Origin of the sequence: Agarivorans sp. Z349TD_8 (assembly GCF_050870825.2) — a bacterium.
GTDB lineage: Bacteria > Pseudomonadota > Gammaproteobacteria > Enterobacterales > Celerinatantimonadaceae > Agarivorans.
On sequence record NZ_CP194037.2, the window covers coordinates 2,283,287 to 2,302,872 of the forward strand.

Consider the following 19,586-nt stretch of genomic DNA (forward strand, 5'->3'; position numbering starts at 1 on the left):
TTAGAGGCTCTTTGTTTGTGGATCTAGGATTTGTTTAATCAATTTTATTTGCGCAACTGCCGCTGCGTTGTCGCCATGTACGCAGAGGGTGTCTGCGCTAATATTTAGGCGACTGCCATCACTACAGATGACTTGTTGTTGCTGCAGTAAGTTCACTTGAGCCAATAAGTCATTGGGCTGGCTGAGCACCGCACCGTCTAGTTCTCGAGACTGCAGCTGACCATTGGCCAAATAGCGGCGGTCACAAAAAGCCTCTTTGATTAAGCCAACTTGATATTGCTCCGCTAAACGGCTGACAAAACCAGTGCTTAAACTGGCCGATACCATGAGTTTAATTTCGCCTTCTAAACTAGCGACAGCCTTGAGCACCGCCTCAAATATCTGGGCTGAACAATGCATGTCGTTATACAGCGCGCCGTGAGGTTTCACATAGTGGATCTGAGTTGCTTGGTAACGGCATAGCGCTTGTAAACCTCCTATCTGAGCGAGAATGATTTGGCTTAATTGCTCGGGTTGGTAGGCGATGGTTCGACGACCAAACCCAGCGATATCGGCATAACTCGGATGCGCACCAATTTGTACTTGATGCTGTTTAGCTAAAGCAATGGTTTGACTCATGACATGAGGGTCTGAAGCATGTCCGCCACAAGCAATGTTTGCCATGTCGATAAAGGGCATGGCTAGCTCATCGGCGCCCATTTTCCATACACCATAGCTCTCACCCATATCGCAGTTTAATCGCATCTTGACTCCATATTGAGGTTTAAGAGCTGGTTCATCTCTAACGCTGTTTGCTGCATTGTAATAGTATCTTCGCAAAGTGTTGTCCAGCTGGGCCCAATTGCTCTGGTCGACATATCACCAAATAGGTCACTAAGGTTTTGGCTGCGCCTCCTAAGATATTAAGTTCTACTAAACTTTCATTTTCCAAGTAAGGCGCGACGATATGATCGGGTAACCAAGCGAAACCTAAGCCTTGGTTGAGAACTTCCAGTACTTGGCTAAATCCGCTAAAGGTCCAGCGTTGTTCGGCGCGTAACCAACCACGATCGAGGTGAGGATGACTTCCTGTATCTCTAACCACCAATTGCAGGTGCTGTACTACTTCGTTAATGGATACCGATGCCGCTATTTTTGCCAGTGGATGATTACGTTGTACCACTGGCAGCATCGTGACTGTACCAAATTTCTCGCCAAGTACTCCTTGCGGGAGGATCGGAGTAATCACCATGTCGACAGAATGATCATAAATGGCTTCGTCCGAACCACCTAATACGTTATCCAGCAATTCGATACGAGTGCCTCGACTGTCAGGCAGAAATGCCTTCAGGGCTTTGATCACTGGTGCTTTAGATTGCACGGCGTCGCAGCTTACACTTAGTTTAGGTTCCCAGCCTTGCTCTAGGCTTGCCGCCAGAACTTCCAGCTCTTGAATGTTTTGGCTGAGCAACTTACTACGTCGCAGCATGACTTCACCAATAGGGGTTAAGTAGGCTTTGCGACCTTTTACTTCGAGTAACTGTACGCCTAATAAACCTTGCAGTTTACTCACCGCATGATTGAGCGAAGATTGACTTTTATTCAATTGACTCGCAGCTTGGGCATAACCGCCATAGTCAACAACAGCTTGGAAGATCCGCCATTGTTCCAAGGTGCTTTTTGCGCGAAAAGGAGGAGTCATAGGCAATCCGTTGCTATCAATTACTTGGCTTGGGCATCGATACTTTTGCCAGTAACACCGATGCTGGCGTCACTTAATAAGTATAAATAACTCGGCATGATATCGAGTGGCGTTTTTAAGCTTTTTGGATCTTCTCCGGGATAAGCGCTGGCCCGCATCAGGGTGCGAGTGGCTCCTGGATTGATGCAGTTGCAGCGCAAAGCGCTTTGTTCGAACTCATCGGCAATGACTTGCGACATCCCTTCAATGGCGAACTTTGAGATACTATAAGCCCCCCAGTAAGCACGGCCTTTTTTACCAACACCGGATGATGTAAATACCAAGGACGCATTTTGACTTTTCAGCATCAATGGGATCAACGCTTGACTCAGTAAAAATTGCGATTTTAGATTGACTTGCATTAGTTGATCCCAAAGATCTTCATCAATTTGTAGATATTGGCTTAATACCCCAAGATTGGCGGCGTTAAGCAATGCACCGTCTAAACGGCCAAATTGTGATTCTATGGTGGCAACCATATCGAGGTAATTCTGTTGGCTTGCACCTTTCAGATCTAAAGGAATAATCGCTGGCTGCGGACCGCCTAAAGCTTCGATTTCGTCATAAACCGCTTCTAGTTTTTTTACTGTTCGCCCGAGCAAAATTACGGTCGCGCCATGTTCGGCAAAACTTAAGGCTGCTTGGCGGCCAATCCCGTCTCCGGCACCGGTGACGAGAATGACTTTGTCATTCAATTCATGCTGACTCGCCTGAAATTGTTGAGGAAAGATTTCCTTGCTCATGTTTGATTCCTGTAGATGTGCGACAGCGCACAAATATTACTCAATAGTTAAACAACTGTTTGTTCATCTGGTTAGACCTGTTGCAAAAATGTTAAGCGGTGTTTATGGTGCTGTTGTGAACCATTACTATTAAAAGGAATTTGCGAATATGCGTTTGTCCCGAATAGCAACAACGATTACTTTATTTGCGTCAGTATCTCTGGCGGGCTGCGGTGGCAACTCGCCATTAGATTTTGCAGATGATAGCACGGCCCAAGTCCCCAACTCAGTAAAAATTCGCTTCAATCCTCTGACCGGCGATGTCTCAACGCCCAATAACTTACTATTTAGCGGCAGCTTAGATGGGACCATTAATTTACCGAGTGAAGCTGAAATTGTGAGTACTTCAGAATACCGAGATATTACTCAGGTGTTAGGCGCATTAGACGGTTGGCAAACCAGCGTACCATTTAGGATCCCGCTGGGTTACGGTGACAATGAGGATGATTATAACGACAAAATTGATGTACAACTTGATAATGCCAGTTTTGCCGATGGGCTGTTGTTATTTAAAGTGAGGGCTTCAGGTTTTGCCGATGATTGTAGTGATGTGAGCGAAAATGGTGGCAGTTTTGTGGCTGGTCAAACTTGTCGCATCGACCAGCAGTTGGTTTACGGGGAAGACTATACCGTTAATTTTGCTGATGGTGAACTGGTAGTCGTACCACTGAAACCTTTCGCCCCCGCGAGTTCTTATATGGTGGTGGTGAGCGAGCAATTGCATGATGAGAATGGACGTTCTGTGGAAGCTGGGACGGGTTATTCCTTGTTAAGTGAAGTACCAAAGGCTGAAGATAGTGCTACCGTTCAGTCGCTGAAAAGCTTAACCAATTGGAATAATGCTTTGCTCGCTGCGCGAGGCGTTGAAGGTACAATCAGTTATACGGCAGTATTTACCACCCAGTCTGTAAACCCGGTATTAAGTAGTTTGCAACAGGTATATGGCGGCATGGCGCTGATGGGGCAATTATCATTGTCATCCTTAGTGGATACTGGCAGTACCGCGCAAGATGTTGCCAACACGGTATTAGGGGCCAGCCAGCCAAGTTTTGCAGCTGCAAAATATTACACATCAAGTTTGACGGTGCCTTATTACTTATCCGATTTAGATCATCCCGATCTTGCGGGTGGCGATGTTAATCAGTGGGCACAAGCCAAAACTGACAGCCCAGTAGCCATACTACAACTGCTGCAAACCAATAGTGACTTTGCCAATCAAGGTAGTACCACAAGTTTTTGGGCGCAAGCTGCCGCTAAAGGTTTTGATGTTACTACTTTTGGGACTTTGGTTGGTGCGGGTGATACGACTCGCGCGGCACAAATGTTAGCGCAAGCTGATTTGTCGGGACTGACTTATATCGAAAATGGGAATACGAAGTTGGTTGACGTTCATCATCATCTAACCGCCTATAACCCTTTACCGAAAACTCGTAGCATGGCCAACCTTAAGGTTGATGTATATCTGCCCGATACCAAGCTATTGACTAACCTAACTATGCCTGCCAATGGTTGGCCGGTGGTCATGTTCCAACATGGCATTACCACTTTGAAAGAAACGGCGGCAGGTATTGCTGCTGGGTATGCGGCACAAGGCTATGCTGTGGTGGCGATTGATTTGCCATATCATGGTAGCCGAGCCATTGATTTAGATGGGGATGGTCAGCCAGACCTAAGTGCTAATCTTGATGCTCAAGTGTTTGCCAATCTCAGTAGTTTTTTGAGTATTAGGGAAAACTTGCGTCAGTCGAGTGCCGATATTTTTGCATTGAGGGCCGCTTTACAAGCCACTACCGCGCCTGCTGAATTAGATGGCAGTAAGGTGCATTTTGTAGGGCAATCTTTGGGTTCGGTTGTTGGGATCCCAGTTGCTGCATTGGCGAAAATAGTGACCGTGAATGGAATGGATGTTGATTATCGCTTAGACAGTGCCGCACTTAGTGTACCGGGTGGAGGACTTGCTGGAGTGTTTTTGTATTCCCCTAGTTTTGGACCAGCAGTGGAAGCTGGTTTGAAAGCGAACACTGGTTATCTAGCTCTGGTTGCTGCGGGTTTAGGTTTTGTTGACAACGACAGTGGCACAGCATTAGAGCAATTTGCCGTTTATCAAGCTCGTTACCCTGAGGCGGCGGCACTAGTGATTAATGCCAATTACCCAGCCTTTGCCTCGGTGTTTAGTTCCTTGGCACAAACGGTTGTAGATGGCGCAGATCCGTTAAACTTTAGTCAGAATGGTTTTGCTATGCCAGTGTTACTGCACGAAGTGGTGGGGGATGGCAGTAGCGAAAGTGGTGACCAAACCATTCCCAATCGCGTAGCTGGACTACCGTTAATTGGTACCGAGCCGTTAATTTCAGCGATGGGTTTAGAGGGGACAGAGGTGACCTCCGCAGGCAGTTATGCAGTTCGATTTAGTCAAGGCGCGCATGCTTCCTTAATTAGTCCCAGCGCTAGCATAGTCACTACTTTGGAGATGCAAACTCAGTTTGTTAGCTATGCGGTAAGCGCTGATGCCGGGAATGCCACGGTGGTCGTGAATGATAGCTCAGTGATTGCTGCAACCCAATAGGTCAGTTTATTTGCTACTAGGCCTGCATTGCGCAGGCCTTTTTTGTTTGAATGAGTTGTTATAAAGATGGATACATCATTGTTTAACAATAGATTGATGGAGGTTCACAAATGTTTTTGAAGTTGTGCTCATATTTCCCAACAAAGCGCGCTACGAGTTATCGATGGACAACATGTTTCACCATATATTTATTGGTATTTTGATAAGTATCCGAGAAATCGACGACTTTGTTATCCTGTGAGTAGCTTAATGATTGTACGCGTAACAGCAGACTGTTAGGCGGTATCTGTAATAGTTCTGCTTGTTCTCGAGTTGTCAGTGTGGGGGTATAACTGCGGTGACTCTCAAGAATAGTGATATCACACTCTTTCTTGAAGTAGTTAAATTTCGACTGTTGCATATTCCCGATGCTTAACCAAGGAAAAAGAGCAACTGGAATATAGCTGTCTTCAATCAGGATCGGCACCTCATCGATGATGCGTAATCGCCTGACGTAGTAAACTTTTTGTCTTGGCTCTATTTTAAGTTGTTGGGCTATAGCTGGTGGTGCGTCGATCATAATGAATTCAATTACTTTGTTGACGTAGTTTTTCTTGCCAGCAATATTCATTTGATAATTAAAGCCGTCTAGTTCGCCCCCGATATAATTAATTTTACGGGAAACGTATGACCCACTGCCATGGCGTTTGACGATAAGCCTTTCATTTTCTAATAAGGCCAGTGCCTTTCTAATTGTCATCACAGAAACCCCCAAATCTTGTGCCAGCGCTTTTTCACTGGGCAAGGGGTCGCCGATTTCATATTGATCACTATTGATGCGAATTTTTATTTCATTCGCGATTTTTAGGTAGATCACTTTTAGATCTCTTTATTGAGGCTCGAGCCAGCAATTAATTATTTAACTCTATGTATTAGAATAAAATTTTAAATTTTAAAAAAATTGATTTAGATCACTTATCTATATATTTGTCTAAATACATATATATCCAATCATTGTGACTATATGACTTTAGTCACAATTGGCATTTTTATGACTCCGATTCACTCTGACTCCAACATAAGATCATTCAAATACAGAGATTTATCTTCAATGAATCTAAAAATAATAATTAGGGGAGCATTAAATGGTGGTATTAAAAAAACTACAAGGCTTTTCAAAAGCCATGATCGGGCCAGTCCTGTACCTTCCAGTGATCGGCTTGCTCATTGCGTTGTTCAGTATTGTCACCAATAAATTGTGGGTAGAGGAAGGGAGCTACCTCTACATTTTTGGTAAATACGCTTCCAGCATGCTGTGGGCATTTATGAATAATTTGGGTTTTTTCTTTTGTATAGGGCTAGCCAGCGGCTTAGCAAAAAACCGAAAGTCGGATGCATCTTTCGTAGCAGCTGTGTCTTATTTTATGTACTTGGCTGCCAATAATAGCTGGTTAACACTTACCCATCGACTGGTAGAGGGGACAACGAATGCGCAACTCTATGGTAGCGGACAGATATTCACCTTTGGTTTTAAAGTCGTCAATATGGGGGTTTTTCTAGGCATTATTCTTGGGCTGCTGGTTGCATTTATTCATAATAGATTTTCGAATAGGGAGTTTCGGGGAGCTTTCTCTATTTATGGTAACAGTAAACTTGTGCTGATTATCATGATCCCAGTGATTGCCTTATTTGCCATCGCCACGGTCTATATTTGGCCAATGGCTGAGCAAGGCATCTCTGCGTTGACCACGATGATGAAGACCTTTGGCTCTCCTGGGGTCTTTTTATATGGCTTCCTGAATCGGTTTTTGATCCCAACTGGCCTACATCATCTTGTTTGGTCTCCATTTCTTTTCACTTCTATTGGTGGCCAGTTATTAATTGAAGGGCAGACAGTAATAGGGGCGAAGCCGATTTTCTTGGCAGAAATAGCAAATGCCACGGGTGGGTCGTTGAGCGACTCATCGCGGTTTTTGGTCTTTGGAATGGTGAAGATTTTTGGTACGGCTGGTTTAGCCTTGGCATTTTATAAAACTGCTAAACCAGAATATAAAGAAAAATTAAAACTTACGTTAATCCCAGTCATTCTTACTTCTTTTTTAGTCGGTATTACCGAACCATTTGAATTTCTGTTCCTTTTTACCGCGCCCTTGTTGTGGTTGGTTTATTCCTTGTTGGACGGTTTTTTTCAAATGCTCGCTTGGATATTCGATGTCAGAATATGTGCAACAAACGGCATTATTGACTTTATTGCCTATAACATTCCCACTGGGGTCGCTAGAACTCAATGGCCTGTATTCGTCATCTTAGGGCTCTTGGAAACACTCACCATGTATATGGCGGGTAAGTTCTTTATTACCAAATTTAATATGGCTACGCCTGGTAGAAAAGCAGAAGAAGAGCAGCAAGAAAACGTACGAGATAAAGCATTGGTACCAAATCATGTTGGTGAGAGCGTTGTTCGTGGGCTTGGCGGTAAGCAAAACATTAGCTCAGTTGATAATTGCTTCACACGCCTACGTGTAGATGTACGCGATGCGGCATTGATTAACGAGGCATTGTTAAAAAGTAGCGGAGGCACAGGTGTAATTATTAAGGAAAATCATGTTCAGGTTATTTACGGACTAAATGTGAACAAGGTAAGAAATAATGTAAATGAGACTTTGGGTGTAATTGAATAAAAGGTGAAATATGAAAGACAAATTTGTTGTAACAATTGCTGGTGGTGGTAGTACTTATACGCCTGGTATTGTATTAATGCTACTTGATAATATGGACCGTTTTCCGCTCAAAGAAATTCGTTTATATGACAATAACGCAGAAAGGCAAGGTCTACTTGGAGAAGCTTGTCAGATTATGGTGAGAGAGCGCCACCCAGAAGTTGGATTTAGTTATACGACGGACCCACAAAGTGCCTTTACCGGAGTTGATTTTGTGATGGCTCATATTCGCGTTGGTCTGTATGAGATGCGGGAAAAGGATGAAAAAATTCCGCTTCGGCACGGTGTGCTCGGGCAAGAGACTTGTGGGCCTGGTGGTATTGCTTATGGGATGCGTTCGATTTCCGGTGTTCTTGAACTGATTGATTATATGGAGCAATACTCCCCAAATGCTTGGATGCTTAATTATTCGAATCCCGCGGCGATTGTCGCAGAGGCGACACGACGCCTACGGCCCGATTCTAAAATTATCAATATCTGCGATATGCCCGTCGCAATTGAAGGTATTTTTGCGGATATTCTTGGGCTGGCATCGCGCAGAGAGATGAATGTTCGTTATTACGGTCTGAATCATTTTGGCTGGTGGACAAGTATTACCGATAAAATGGGCCATGATTTAATGCCTGCATTGAAAAAGCATGTGGCTGAATTTGGCTATTGCAGCCAAACCGAAGATTTCCAACATAAAGCACCGAGCTGGATAGAGACCTTCACAAAAGCTAAAGATATTTTTGCGCTCGATCCCCAGACCTTGCCCAATACCTATCTGCAGTATTATTTTTATCCGGATTATATTGTGGGTCATTCTGATCCGCAGTTCACTCGGGCGAATGAAATTGTGATTGGCCGGGAAAAAGAAGTGTTCGATATGGCGCGAGTGATTGTCGAGCAGAATAGCGCTAAAGGGTCGAATTTCCATGCTGGCGCCCATGCGACTTTTATCGTTGATCTAGCCTGTGCAATTGCATTCAATACCCAAGAAAGAATGTTGCTAATTGTGGAGAATAATGGGGCTATCGCCAATTTTGATGAAACAGCGATGGTTGAAGTGCCCTGCTTAGTGGGCGCAAACGGCCCAGAACCGCTGGCGATGGGAAAAATCCCGGTATTCCAAAAAGGTTTAATGGAGCAGCAAGTCGCGGTGGAGAAGTTGGTGGTTGAGGCTTGGATTGAGGGGAGCTATCAGAAACTTTGGCAGGCGATCTCGTTGTCGAAAACTGTTCCAAGCGCTTCAGTAGCAAGAGCAATTCTGGATGATTTGATTGAGGCGAACAAGGAATACTGGCCAGTGCTGCATTGAGCTAAGAAACTCATATCCTGAGGATGCTAGTTTCATATATCCAGCGCACTCACGCGCTGGAAAAAGTCGCGAGAGGGACTTAATGAGCTAGCTACTGGTATTTAGAAAATTGTAACCAATTAGCTTAATCTGATGTTCACGCTATTTAAACAACTGGCGGTTTGTTCATGTCGCCGTTTTTATGACTCACCGGGGATGTGTCATCAAAGCTCAGATCAAAATACCGATAATCAACTGAATGGGTTTGGAGTGAGTCGAAGTGATCCCAATGACTCTAATTTGCTACTAGGCCTGCATTGCGCAGGTCTTTTTTGTTACTTGGCTCGTGATTCAAGCTATGGTACTAATAGCTGCTTGAATTGATGAGGGTAAAAGTTTGGATTTCTTGATTGAATTTGGTTTGTTTTTTGCGAAGGCGATAACTATTGTTATCGCCATTGTTGCGGTTGTTGTGGTTATTGTGGCGGCTTCCGTTAAGAATAAGCATAAGAGTGGTGAGTTAGAGCTGAAAGATCTGAGTGAGCGTCATCATCAGATCGAGGATCATTTGAATGACTCGCTAATGAATAAAGAACAGCTTAAACAGTATAAAAAACAGCAGAAACAGCAACAAAAAGCCGATAAAAAAAATACCGCAGAGCAGTCAAAACCACGCTTATTTGTGATTGACTTTAAAGGCAGTATCGATGCGAAGGAGGTTGCTAGCCTCCGCGAAGAAGTCACCGCAGTGTTAATTACCGCCAAGCAAGACGATGAAGTGTTGGTTCGGCTTGAAAGTGGTGGTGGTATGGTGCATGGCTATGGCTTAGCGGCATCTCAGCTGAAGCGACTCAAGGCGAAAGGGATTAAACTGACCATTGCCGTTGATAAGGTTGCGGCGAGTGGAGGATATATGATGGCTTGTATTGCCGACCAGATCATCGCTGCTCCGTTTGCGATTGTCGGCTCTATTGGGGTTATCGCTCAAATTCCTAACTTTAATAAAGTCTTAAAAAACCATGACATTGAATTTGAACAACTGACTGCCGGTGAGTTCAAGCGCACCTTGACCATGTTTGGTGAAAATACCGATGAGGCTCGTGCTAAATTTAAAGCGGAGTTGGAAGAAACTCACATCCTATTTAAAGATTTTGTACAAGAGTTTCGTCCACAACTTGATATTGCCAAGGTTGCGACGGGTGAACATTGGTATGGTACTCAAGCCTATGGTTTGAAGCTTATCGATCAGGTGAGCACCAGTGATGACTACTTGATGCAACACTATGCCGACAAGCAAGTCGTTCAGTTTAAATATCACGGCAAGAAAAAGTTGGCGGAAAAATTAAGTCAAGCAGCTAGTCTCGGGGTAGAGCGAGGCGTGATGAAACTGCTGCAATCGCAATCTTGGGATTGGACGAAATAAATTAAGAGGATGTAAAATATTAAGCCTGATTATGCTCATCAGGCTTTTTTGTGTCTTAATTAATCAGTAAGCTAGCTCAGCTAGCTTACGGTTGTAATCACTGTATTAACGTATTGTTTTATAGGTTCTTTTTAGGCTTGTTGGAAAGGATAAATGGATCCAAGCTGAAGAATTTGGGTGAGTTCATCCAGGGCGGTGTTCACCTCGGTGATCAGTTGTGGATCTCGTAGATCATCAAATCTTAAGCTATCTCGGTAGTGTTTATCAATCCAGCAGTTAAGCGTGTTAAACAGTTGCTCATTGAGCAGAGTATGCTGATTCACCGCCGCTAGTTCCATGTCATTAAGGGCGACCCTTAAGCGTAAACAGGCTGGGCCGCCACCGTTACTCATACTCTGTTTTACATCGAAATAATGCACCTGCTTGATCGGCGTGTTGCGAGTCACTAAGTTCTCAAGGTAACGACGAACCGAATCGGATTCTTGGCAGTTTGTTGGGGCGATAATTGCCATTTCTCCAGGCGCAGTGGTAATAATTTGAGTATTAAATAAGTAACTCTTTATCGCCTCACTCACAGAGACTTCTTGATCGTTAACTTCAATAAAATGGAGCTTATCTTCGCCGAAATAATGCTGAATACGCTGAATTTCTTGTTGTGAGTTTAAAAATGCCTGTTGATGATAAAACAGTACATTTTGGTTCCCGACGGCAATCACATCATTATGAAATACGCCTTGATCTATCACCGCTGGATTTTGCTGAATAAACATTGCGGTATCGTTATCTAAACCATGTAAACGGGCGACAGCCTGACTGGCCTCAAGAGTTTGTCGAGCAGGGAATTTACTTGGTGCCACTTGCTGACTATTGGCGGCACTGCGCCCATAGACAAATAGCTCAAGACCTGCCTTACCGTAATTGCTACACAGGCGAGTGTGGTTTGCTGCACCTTCGTCGCCATAGTAATCATTTTCTGGTAGATGTTGGTGATGTTCGAAGTATTTAGGATTCGCAAATACTGCTTTTAAGATGTTGCCTGTCACTCCGGGCTCAATAGAACGGTGTAGTTTATTGGTTAAGTTTGCGGGGGTGAAATGTACTTTACCATTGCCAGTATCGGCGCTTGGTGAAACCGTGGCTGCATTGGCGGTCCACATGCTGGAGGCTGAATAGCTGGCGAGTAGGGCATCTGGTGCTTTCGCAGCGGCTTGCTGCAACAGTTGGCTGTCGTTACCAGTAAATCCGATCCGACGAAGTAAGTTAAGATCGGGGCGTTGTTGTGGCGCGAGTACGCCTTGGTACAGTCCTAGGTCATTCAAAGCTTTCATTTTTAATAAGCCTTGCTTGGCTGCTTGCTGCGGGTTCGATGCATTTTGAGCATTAGAAAGGGAGGCCACGTTACCGAATGACAGTCCTGCATAGTTGTGGGTAGGGCCCACTAAACCGTCAAAATTAACTTCGAAGTGTTTCATAATATTCCTTGCAGTACGCTCATCAAAAATGAGTTATCTTTTATTGAAAATTTTTATAGTAATGGTTATTTATATTGGCATATAAAGAAAATCAAGCGTATAACTCTACGCGATTACGAGACTTTCAGATGTTATCAGTTTGTTTTTAGCTGGTCGAGTGCTTAATTATTCACCCAATAAACCAAAGAATTAAAAAAGTTATTGACCTATGCTGAGTCTCGAGCAATTTTAAAAAGAACACACTGTCTGCTACTCTCCGTACAAAGATAATTGACGGACTTAATCGGTAATAAGAAGAATATGAGTAAATCACTGGTCATCGTGGAATCACCAGCCAAAGCAAAAACGATTAATAAATACTTAGGCCGCCAATACGTGGTGAAGTCGAGTGTCGGCCACATTCGTGATTTGCCCAGTAGCGGCAGTAACACCAATAAAAAGAAGGCGGCACCGATTTCTACCAAAGGCTTAAGCGCAGAAGAAAAAGCCAAATTAAAGCAAGCAAAAGACAAAAAGGCTTTAGTGTCTAGGATGGGCGTTGACCCGGAGAAAGATTGGCAAGCTAATTACCAAATTCTTCCTGGCAAAGAAAAAGTTGTTAATGAGCTTAAAACCCTCGCCGAAAATGCCGACACCATCTATCTCGCGACCGATTTAGACCGCGAAGGAGAGGCGATTGCTTGGCACTTAAAAGAAATTATTGGGGGTGACGACAGCCGCTTTAAGCGAGTTGTATTTAACGAAATCACCAAGTCTGCGATTCAAGATGCCTTCTCTCAGCCCAGTGAACTGAATATGGATCGAGTGAATGCCCAACAAGCCCGCCGTTTTCTTGACCGAGTGGTTGGCTATATGGTTTCTCCATTGTTGTGGAAAAAGATTGCTCGTGGCTTATCGGCGGGTCGAGTGCAGTCAGTCGCGGTTCGGCTTGTGGTGGAGAAGGAGCGTGAAATTAAAGCTTTTGTCCCAGAAGAGTATTGGGACATTCATGCTGACTTAGCCACCCAACAAGCGAAAAACTTTCGTCTTGAAGTTGTCAAAGAAAATGGCCAGCCCTTTAAGCCTGTTACTCAACAACAAGCCTCTACGGCAGTAAGTAGTTTAAAAACAGCGGCTTATAAAGTTGCTAAGCGTGAAGATAAACCGACTCGTTCTAAGCCAAAAGCTCCCTACATAACCTCGACCTTGCAGCAGGCAGCGAGTACTCGCCTTGGATTTGGTGTGAAAAGAACGATGATGTTGGCTCAGCGGCTCTATGAAGCGGGTTACATCACCTATATGCGTACTGACTCAACAAACTTGAGCAACGACGCTGTGGAGGCTGGTAGGGCCTATATCGTCGATAATTACGGGGCAGATTATCTTCCTGAAAATCCTTTGCGTTATTCTAGCAAGCAAGGAGCCCAGGAAGCACACGAAGCGATTAGACCTTCGGATGTGAACGTCTTAGGGAACCATATCGATGGTGTGGATGCTGATGCGAAGAAACTTTACGATCTTATATGGCGTCAATTTGTCGCTTGTCAGATGACCGATGCGCAATATGACGCAACCACTGTTACAGTGAGTGCGGGTCAGTTTGAGTTGCGAGCGAAGGGTAAAATATTACGTTTTGACGGTTGGACGCGAGTACAACCGGTAGGCAAAGCTAAAAAAGATGAAGACGGTGTATTACCAGCGGTTAGCCAAGGTGATGTATTAAACTTGGTTGAGCTTGATTCTAAGCAGCACTTTACTAAACCACCGGCTCGTTTTAACGAAGCTTCCTTAGTCCGTGAGTTGGAAAAACGTGGTATTGGACGGCCCTCAACTTATGCATCGATTATTTCCACAATTCAAGATCGGGGCTACGTGCGTACCGAAAGTCGTCGTTTTTATGCGGAGAAAATGGGCGAAATTGTTTCTGAACGGCTATGTGAAAGCTTTGAAAATCTGATGAGCTACGACTTTACCGCTGAAATGGAAGAGCGCTTGGATGAAGTTGCGGATGGTAGCTTTGAATGGAAGCAGGTTCTCAATGAATTTTATAAGAACTTTAAAGGCCAATTAAGCAAGGCTGATGATGATGAGCATGGGATGCGTAGCAATACCCCCGTCATCACTGACATTAGTTGTCCTGATTGTGGACGTCCCATGGGGATCCGTACTGCCAGTACCGGGGTCTTTTTAGGATGCTCTGGTTATGCGCTCCCTCCCAAAGAGCGCTGTAAATGCACCATTAATCTTATCCCCGGAGAAGAAGCGGTCGCGGCGAATGTAGAAGAGCAAGAAACAGAAGCTCTGCGTGCGAAAGAACGTTGTCCAATTTGTGCGACCGCGATGGATAGTTACCTCATCGATGAAACTCGTAAGTTGCATGTCTGTGGTAATAATCCAGATTGTGACGGGTACGTGGTTGAGCAAGGTAGCTTTAAAATCAAAGGTTACGATGGGCCGATTGTTGAGTGTGAGAAATGCGGCAATGATATGCAGTTACGCACCGGCCGTTTTGGTAAGTATATGGCTTGTACCGGTGAAGATTGTAGTAATACTCGTAAGATATTAAAAAGTGGCGAGGTTGCACCTCCACGCGAAGATCCGGTGCATTTGCCTGAGTTACCTTGTGTGAATAGCGATGCCTATTTTGTATTGCGTGACGGGGCTTCAGGGATATTTATGGCGGCGAGTAACTTTCCACGCTCGCGTGAAACTCGAGCGCCGTTGGTTGAAGAGTTGAAACGCTTTAAAGATCGTTTACCCGAGAAGTTTTACTATTTGGCCGATGGCCCAACGGAAGATCCCGATGGGGTCAAAACTTTGGTGCGTTATAGTCGTAAAACCAAAGAGCAATATTTAAGTTCTGAGGTGGAAGGTAAACCAACTGGTTGGCGGGCCTATTTTACCGATAATAAATGGGTGATTGAAGATAAACGTAAGAAGCCAAAAGCGGCGAAGGCGGATTAAATAAAAAAGGAAGCGAGAGCTTCCTTTTTTAATGTTTATTATTGCTGTTTTCGCTCAGAATAACTGCTTATTTCATCGTAATTGTTGTTGTGCTAGCTTCTTATCCATAGTGGCTTTTAGTAATTTGTAGAGCAGGATCGAAGCATCAATTTCTTCTTTGCGGTTGGTGAGACTCTCGATATTTAAACCCAAGGGGATCCCTAAGGGCAAGCAGGTTTCTAAGATCTGCACCAGATTGTTGTAGCAAATTAAAATTGATTCGTTTAGCGGTTTTTCTGCATTGAGAATACGCAAACTAGTGGCTTCTGGAACCGAAATCCCTAACCATTCAATAAACTCAAGGGTTTTAGCACTACCGCAAGGTGAAAAGGTGAGTATGATCCGCTGTGGCTGCTGCTGGTTTTCACGACATTGATGGGCATAGCGGCTTAACATATCGATGGTTGCTTGAGCGTTATACACTGCTTGTGAGACAAAATAGCGGCAGCCTTGTTCCATTTTGTGCAGTAACCTAAGGTGTTCATCCCCTTTCTTCGCATGACGCTCTGCAATGGTCACGCCGCCTAGGTAAAACTCTGGGGCTTGGTTGGCTAAAGCTTGATAAGCGTCCGCTAAGCTCAGCTTTATTTCCGAATTAGCTGCCGGGCTACCTACTAATACTAAGTCACGAATTCCATATTGGTGCCAGGCCTGTTTTAGCCAGTTTACAAACTCAGCTTCATTTCGTTGTGAGACACTCTTATAAGTGATTACCGAACGTTGGCTTTTTTGCATTAATAATTGTGCATATAGCCTTGGGTCATGGGTTTGCATGTAAGGAAAGGGTCTAGGCTTATCAATTCGACTACTCTCATCTTGAATGTCATAAACAATCAAACCGTCATAATCCAGTTCATCAAGACGAGATAATAATTTGTCTGCAATCGCGCTGACTTTTTCTATATCGGTGTTTTTTTTGGGCGGCGTCGTACCAATAAAGTAGACGCCATGGGAGCTATCACTAGAGATTTGTTGCAGTGTTTTGCGCATGATATGTAAAGCTTATAGGAATAATTGGGTTCATTTTCGCATAGCGAAAGCTAAAAATCCCCAGTTGCGAAAGAGATCGCGTTAAAAATCCGCCCGAACTACCATTTTTTCTTGGGCTGGAATAAGACGTCAAGCTCGTCCGTTTCTTTTTCGGCTAAGTCTTGTACTTGTTGTTGACTGGCCGATTTGAGCTTCTCACTCATTTCCGAATTCATCCGTTTCATGTCGGTGAGCTTTTGTTCTAAGTAGGCGTCGCGATCAGAAATGTTACTCAGTGCGGAAATACTTTTGTTGAGTAATTGGCGAGCGCTGCCCCATTGGCGTAGTGCTTGAGCTTCAATGGCGCGTTTTAAGGCGTTCTCGATATTAATTTTTAGTTGCATTAACTCTAATCGGCGATCTTCTAAGACGAATACTTGAGTATTTAAACGGCCCTTGGCGTGTTCTGAGCGAACCACTGCACGAATTTTTTTAACAATTTGAAGCATTTGTAAAGCATCTTTATCGGTATCTGGGGCTCGGAAGGCACTATCGCTGACCTCGCCACCTGAACCTTTGATTTGGCTTAATTGCCCTTTGGTGGCGCGAATACGATTGTTCAAGCCCTTGACTGTTGGATCGGTAGTACGGATATGGTTTAAGGCTTGTAAAATACGAGAGTGTAGGGTTTCCACCAATTCTTTACTGTAGGGAAGAATGGAAGAATGTAATAATAATTCTTCGGTTTCATTGATGATCGCTTTTTGCTTCGCAATGGCTAAGCGACGTTCTGTTTCTTGTTTTTGTTTAAACTGCTGCACCATGTTATAGCCGATGACTAAAAATAGTAGGGTGCCGACGCCGAGCAATATTAAGGTAAATACCATAATTTAACCGAAAAAATATCCTAAATGTTTGTTCTACGGGAGATATAAGCTAAAACGGCTGCCTTCAAGTAAGCCTCCATTATTTAGTTCAATTCTACCTTCTTTACCTGAATTTATGTGTGCTTTAGCGATCAATTTCGCAAAAAACAAACCTAAGCCACTACGATTATTTAAAAAGTCTAAACTTGGTGCTAATTCAGCGTGGGCCAAATCGATAATCTCTTGGGGAAATCCATCGCCGTCATCATCAATTTGAATACATAAGTAGCTATCGGCTTGTTTCGCTGAAATTTTAATTTGTTTTTTAGAGTAGCGTAGTGCGTTTACTACAATATCATTAAGTAGGTAATCTACCAATACGCCGTCGAGATACCAACTTAAACCTTCTTCTACTTCGATTTGCACGCTCATATTAGCCTGCTCGATAAAGGTTTGGTTTTTGTAATAAATGTCATTGAGTAGATCTTCGATATAACACTCCTCAATGGTCATTGGCATTTGTTCTTTTTCGAAGCGATATAAAGCCAACAACTGCATCAAACTACCATTTAAACGCGATACTTCATAATGAAGTCGCGATAGCTCTTCACTATCTTCGCGACCCAACTGTTTGGAACGAAGAGCGATCGCTTCGGTGGATTGGGTTAACATACACAATGAATTTTTCATATCGTGTACGGCAGTGGCTAACACGGTCGAAAAATCTAGCTGGTTGTGTAGCGGCATCGTCGCTCCTTTTTTATGCTGTCAATACAAGTGTAACTGAAACCAAGCCGCATCCCAAAATGAATCCATGTGAGGGAGAGATTGTCTATTTAAGCTGGGTCTCTTCATTAAACGTTTTACTCTGGATGTATTAGTTCTGAACAGTTTGTGGCTAAATAATTTAGAAAGTTAGGTTTCATGGATGATTGTCATCTTGCTGTCATCACCGTTGGTTAAGTGTAATTCACAAGCCTTCGTGATAGAGATAAAGATGCTAAATCGAGTTCTTTTTCCAGAGATGGAGCAACTACAAGCGTTGTTGGCTCAACATCAACGTATGTTACGGGTGGAGACGATTAGCTCGATAACGTACCAAGGTTTTAATTATCCAGTACAGGCGATTCGTTTAGGGAGCGAAAATAAACGCGACCCTGCGATTTGTTTTGTGGCTGGGGTACATGGTGTGGAGCGTATTGGCAGCCAAGTGGTGTTGTCTTTTATGCATAATTTGTTCACTCGCTTGGCTTGGGATCAGCAGTTGCAAAATTTGCTGTTACATATGCAATTGTTATTTATTCCCATCGTAAATCCAGTGGGGATGTTATTACAGCGGCGAGCCAACGCAGAGGGCGTGGACTTAATGCGAAACTCTCCGGCAGTCGCCGAGTGTGGCGCCACTTGGATGGTTGGTGGGCAGCGTTTAAGTGCTCGCCTGCCTTGGTATCGTGGTGCTGTTAATCAACCGATGCAGCAAGAGGCTGCGGCCTTGTGTCAATTTGTTCAGCAGCACTTATATGGACGGCCTTTTAGCTTAGTGCTCGATTGCCATAGTGGTTTTGGTCATGCGGATAGGATCTGGTTTCCCTATGCAAAATCAGCTGCTGAGCCTATCGATGATATTGCTTGGGTTTATCGCCTAAGGGAAATTTTTTTTGCCAGTTACCCACATCAGAATTACTTGTTTGAGCCGCAGACCAAACATTATCGGTGCCACGGTGATCTCTGGGATTATTGCTATCAGCAATCTTTATCATGGCCCGGCATATTTCTTCCTCTTACTTTAGAAATGGGATCTTGGCGATGGCTCAAGAAAAACCCTTTGCAGGTTTTTAGTGGTTTAGGTTTGTATCATCCAATGAAGCCGCATCGGGTGCAAAGAGTCATGCGGCGACACTTGGTACTGATGGAGTTTTTAATTAATGTGAGTTATTCATGGCAAAGCTTCGATCAGGTCGACGGCTTGGCGTCGGCGAAACATGCAGCGAGGAAACTGTGGTACTAGTATCATCAAACCATCTTGTAAGTCGGTCGGGTAGGGTTATATTATTGCTACGAGGCTTGATCAGAGAACGTCGTCACTGGGGGGATTTTGCGGAACAATTGCAAGCCCAGTTTCCAAACCGGACGGTGTTGAGTTTTAATCTTCCGGGGAATGGTCATTTAGTCCACTTGCGCAGCCCTCGCTCTATTACGGCGATGCGTCAAAGTTTGCGTATACAGTTACGTTTAAGCTCGCTCAATACCGACAAAATTGATGTTGTCGCCATCTCTTTAGGTGGGATGGTTGCCGTTGACTGGCAAGCCCATTTCCCTGAAGAAATAAATTCAATAACTTTGATTAATTCTAGCAACGCCAGCTTTTCTCCTTTTTATCAACGTTTGCGTTGGCAAAGCTTGGGCAAGATTTTGTCGATACTTTTCACGGTTAATCGCTTCCAGCGTCAGCTCAAAATTTTACAGTTAACCAGTTGTGCCCCTATGCAACATTTAGGTGTATTAGTGCGTTGGTTGAGTTGGTCAGAGCAGTATCCGGTGACTTGGCAAAATAGTTTGCGGCAGCTTTGGGCAGCCGCTCGGTTTCGTTGTACCGATAAACCTAAAGTGGCTACTTTGCTCCTCAGTAGTCGCCAAGATAAGCTGGTTGATTGCCGTTGTAGTGAGGTATTGGCGACTCATTGGCAATGTGAGCATAAGCAGCATCCAAGTGCTGGTCATGATTTACCGCTAGATGACGCGGAGTGGACGGTGAATCAATTGAGCTCTTGGTTAAGTTTGGTTGACCCAAGCTAGCGGCTCAACTAGCTTGTACTAAGATGCCTTGT

Annotated in this window: 15 protein-coding genes; 7 read left to right on the forward strand and 8 right to left on the reverse strand. The window is 44.1% G+C overall.

Annotated elements, in window-relative coordinates:
* Genes ACRRS1_RS10365 through ACRRS1_RS10375 form a run of 3 tightly spaced genes read right to left on the reverse strand, consistent with a single transcriptional unit; the run spans position 1 to position 2,463 of the window.
* Complete coding sequence (locus tag ACRRS1_RS10365; protein ID WP_432467856.1) at positions 1-744, reverse strand: 5-oxoprolinase subunit PxpA; 744 nt, start codon at positions 742-744, stop codon at positions 1-3.
* Between the two features lie 37 nt (positions 745-781).
* The gene (locus ACRRS1_RS10370; RefSeq protein ID WP_432467855.1) at positions 782-1,681 is read right to left on the reverse strand and encodes a LysR family transcriptional regulator; all 900 of its coding nucleotides are present in this window, start codon (positions 1,679-1,681) and stop codon (positions 782-784) included.
* Positions 1,682-1,701: 20 nt separating this feature from the next.
* Positions 1,702-2,463 (reverse strand): YciK family oxidoreductase, encoded by a 762-nt coding sequence (locus tag ACRRS1_RS10375; protein WP_432453257.1) that lies wholly within the window; start codon positions 2,461-2,463, stop codon positions 1,702-1,704.
* A gap of 148 nt (positions 2,464-2,611) precedes the next feature.
* Here ACRRS1_RS10375 and ACRRS1_RS10380 point away from each other — a divergent pair, with 148 nt between their 5' ends.
* Positions 2,612-5,068, forward strand: coding sequence for a VolA/Pla-1 family phospholipase (locus ACRRS1_RS10380; RefSeq protein WP_432463272.1), 2,457 nt, complete (start codon positions 2,612-2,614; stop codon positions 5,066-5,068).
* Positions 5,069-5,225: 157 nt separating this feature from the next.
* On the opposite strand, the gene ACRRS1_RS10385 is transcribed toward ACRRS1_RS10380, so the two are convergent.
* Positions 5,226-5,924 carry a GntR family transcriptional regulator gene (locus ACRRS1_RS10385; protein WP_432463271.1) on the reverse strand — a complete coding sequence of 233 codons (699 nt, stop codon included), beginning with the start codon at positions 5,922-5,924 and terminating at the stop codon, positions 5,226-5,228.
* 268 nt (positions 5,925-6,192) lie between these two features.
* Between ACRRS1_RS10385 and ACRRS1_RS10390 the strand changes: the two genes are divergently transcribed.
* From ACRRS1_RS10390 to sohB, 3 genes are all read left to right on the forward strand, one after another.
* Positions 6,193-7,728 (forward strand): PTS transporter subunit EIIC, encoded by a 1,536-nt coding sequence (locus tag ACRRS1_RS10390; protein WP_432463270.1) that lies wholly within the window; start codon positions 6,193-6,195, stop codon positions 7,726-7,728.
* Positions 7,729-7,738: 10 nt separating this feature from the next.
* Positions 7,739-9,067 (forward strand): 6-phospho-alpha-glucosidase, encoded by a 1,329-nt coding sequence (locus tag ACRRS1_RS10395; protein ID WP_432463269.1) that lies wholly within the window; start codon positions 7,739-7,741, stop codon positions 9,065-9,067.
* Between the two features lie 376 nt (positions 9,068-9,443).
* Complete coding sequence (gene sohB / locus ACRRS1_RS10400; protein ID WP_432463268.1) at positions 9,444-10,469, forward strand: protease SohB; 1,026 nt, start codon at positions 9,444-9,446, stop codon at positions 10,467-10,469.
* 131 nt (positions 10,470-10,600) lie between these two features.
* Here sohB and astB read toward each other — a convergent pair whose 3' ends face one another.
* Entirely contained in the window at positions 10,601-11,941 is a 1,341-nt protein-coding gene (gene astB / locus ACRRS1_RS10405) for an N-succinylarginine dihydrolase (RefSeq protein ID WP_432467854.1), read from the reverse strand.
* A 300-nt stretch (positions 11,942-12,241) separates the two neighbouring features.
* Here astB and topA point away from each other — a divergent pair, with 300 nt between their 5' ends.
* Positions 12,242-14,884: a type I DNA topoisomerase gene (gene topA, locus ACRRS1_RS10410; protein ID WP_432453253.1), complete on the forward strand. Its 2,643-nt coding sequence runs from the start codon at positions 12,242-12,244 to the stop codon at positions 14,882-14,884.
* 72 nt (positions 14,885-14,956) lie between these two features.
* Here the strand turns inward: topA and ACRRS1_RS10415 are convergent, their stop codons facing one another.
* The 3 genes from ACRRS1_RS10415 to ACRRS1_RS10425 form a co-directional block, all read right to left on the reverse strand.
* Positions 14,957-15,913 (reverse strand): methylenetetrahydrofolate reductase, encoded by a 957-nt coding sequence (locus ACRRS1_RS10415; protein ID WP_432459328.1) that lies wholly within the window; start codon positions 15,911-15,913, stop codon positions 14,957-14,959.
* A gap of 98 nt (positions 15,914-16,011) precedes the next feature.
* Positions 16,012-16,779 carry a DNA repair protein gene (locus ACRRS1_RS10420; RefSeq protein WP_432453251.1) on the reverse strand — a complete coding sequence of 256 codons (768 nt, stop codon included), beginning with the start codon at positions 16,777-16,779 and terminating at the stop codon, positions 16,012-16,014.
* Positions 16,780-16,812: 33 nt separating this feature from the next.
* On the reverse strand, positions 16,813-17,505 hold the full coding sequence (locus ACRRS1_RS10425) for a sensor histidine kinase (RefSeq protein ID WP_432453250.1): 693 nt from the start codon (positions 17,503-17,505) through the stop codon (positions 16,813-16,815).
* A gap of 250 nt (positions 17,506-17,755) precedes the next feature.
* On the opposite strand from ACRRS1_RS10425, the gene ACRRS1_RS10430 reads away from it, so the two are divergent.
* Together ACRRS1_RS10430 and ACRRS1_RS10435 are read left to right on the forward strand one after the other, a co-directional pair.
* Positions 17,756-18,766 carry a DUF2817 domain-containing protein gene (locus ACRRS1_RS10430; RefSeq protein ID WP_432463265.1) on the forward strand — a complete coding sequence of 337 codons (1,011 nt, stop codon included), beginning with the start codon at positions 17,756-17,758 and terminating at the stop codon, positions 18,764-18,766.
* 44 nt (positions 18,767-18,810) lie between these two features.
* Entirely contained in the window at positions 18,811-19,554 is a 744-nt protein-coding gene (locus ACRRS1_RS10435) for an alpha/beta fold hydrolase (protein ID WP_432467853.1), read from the forward strand.
* The last annotated feature ends 32 nt before the right edge of the window (positions 19,555-19,586 follow it).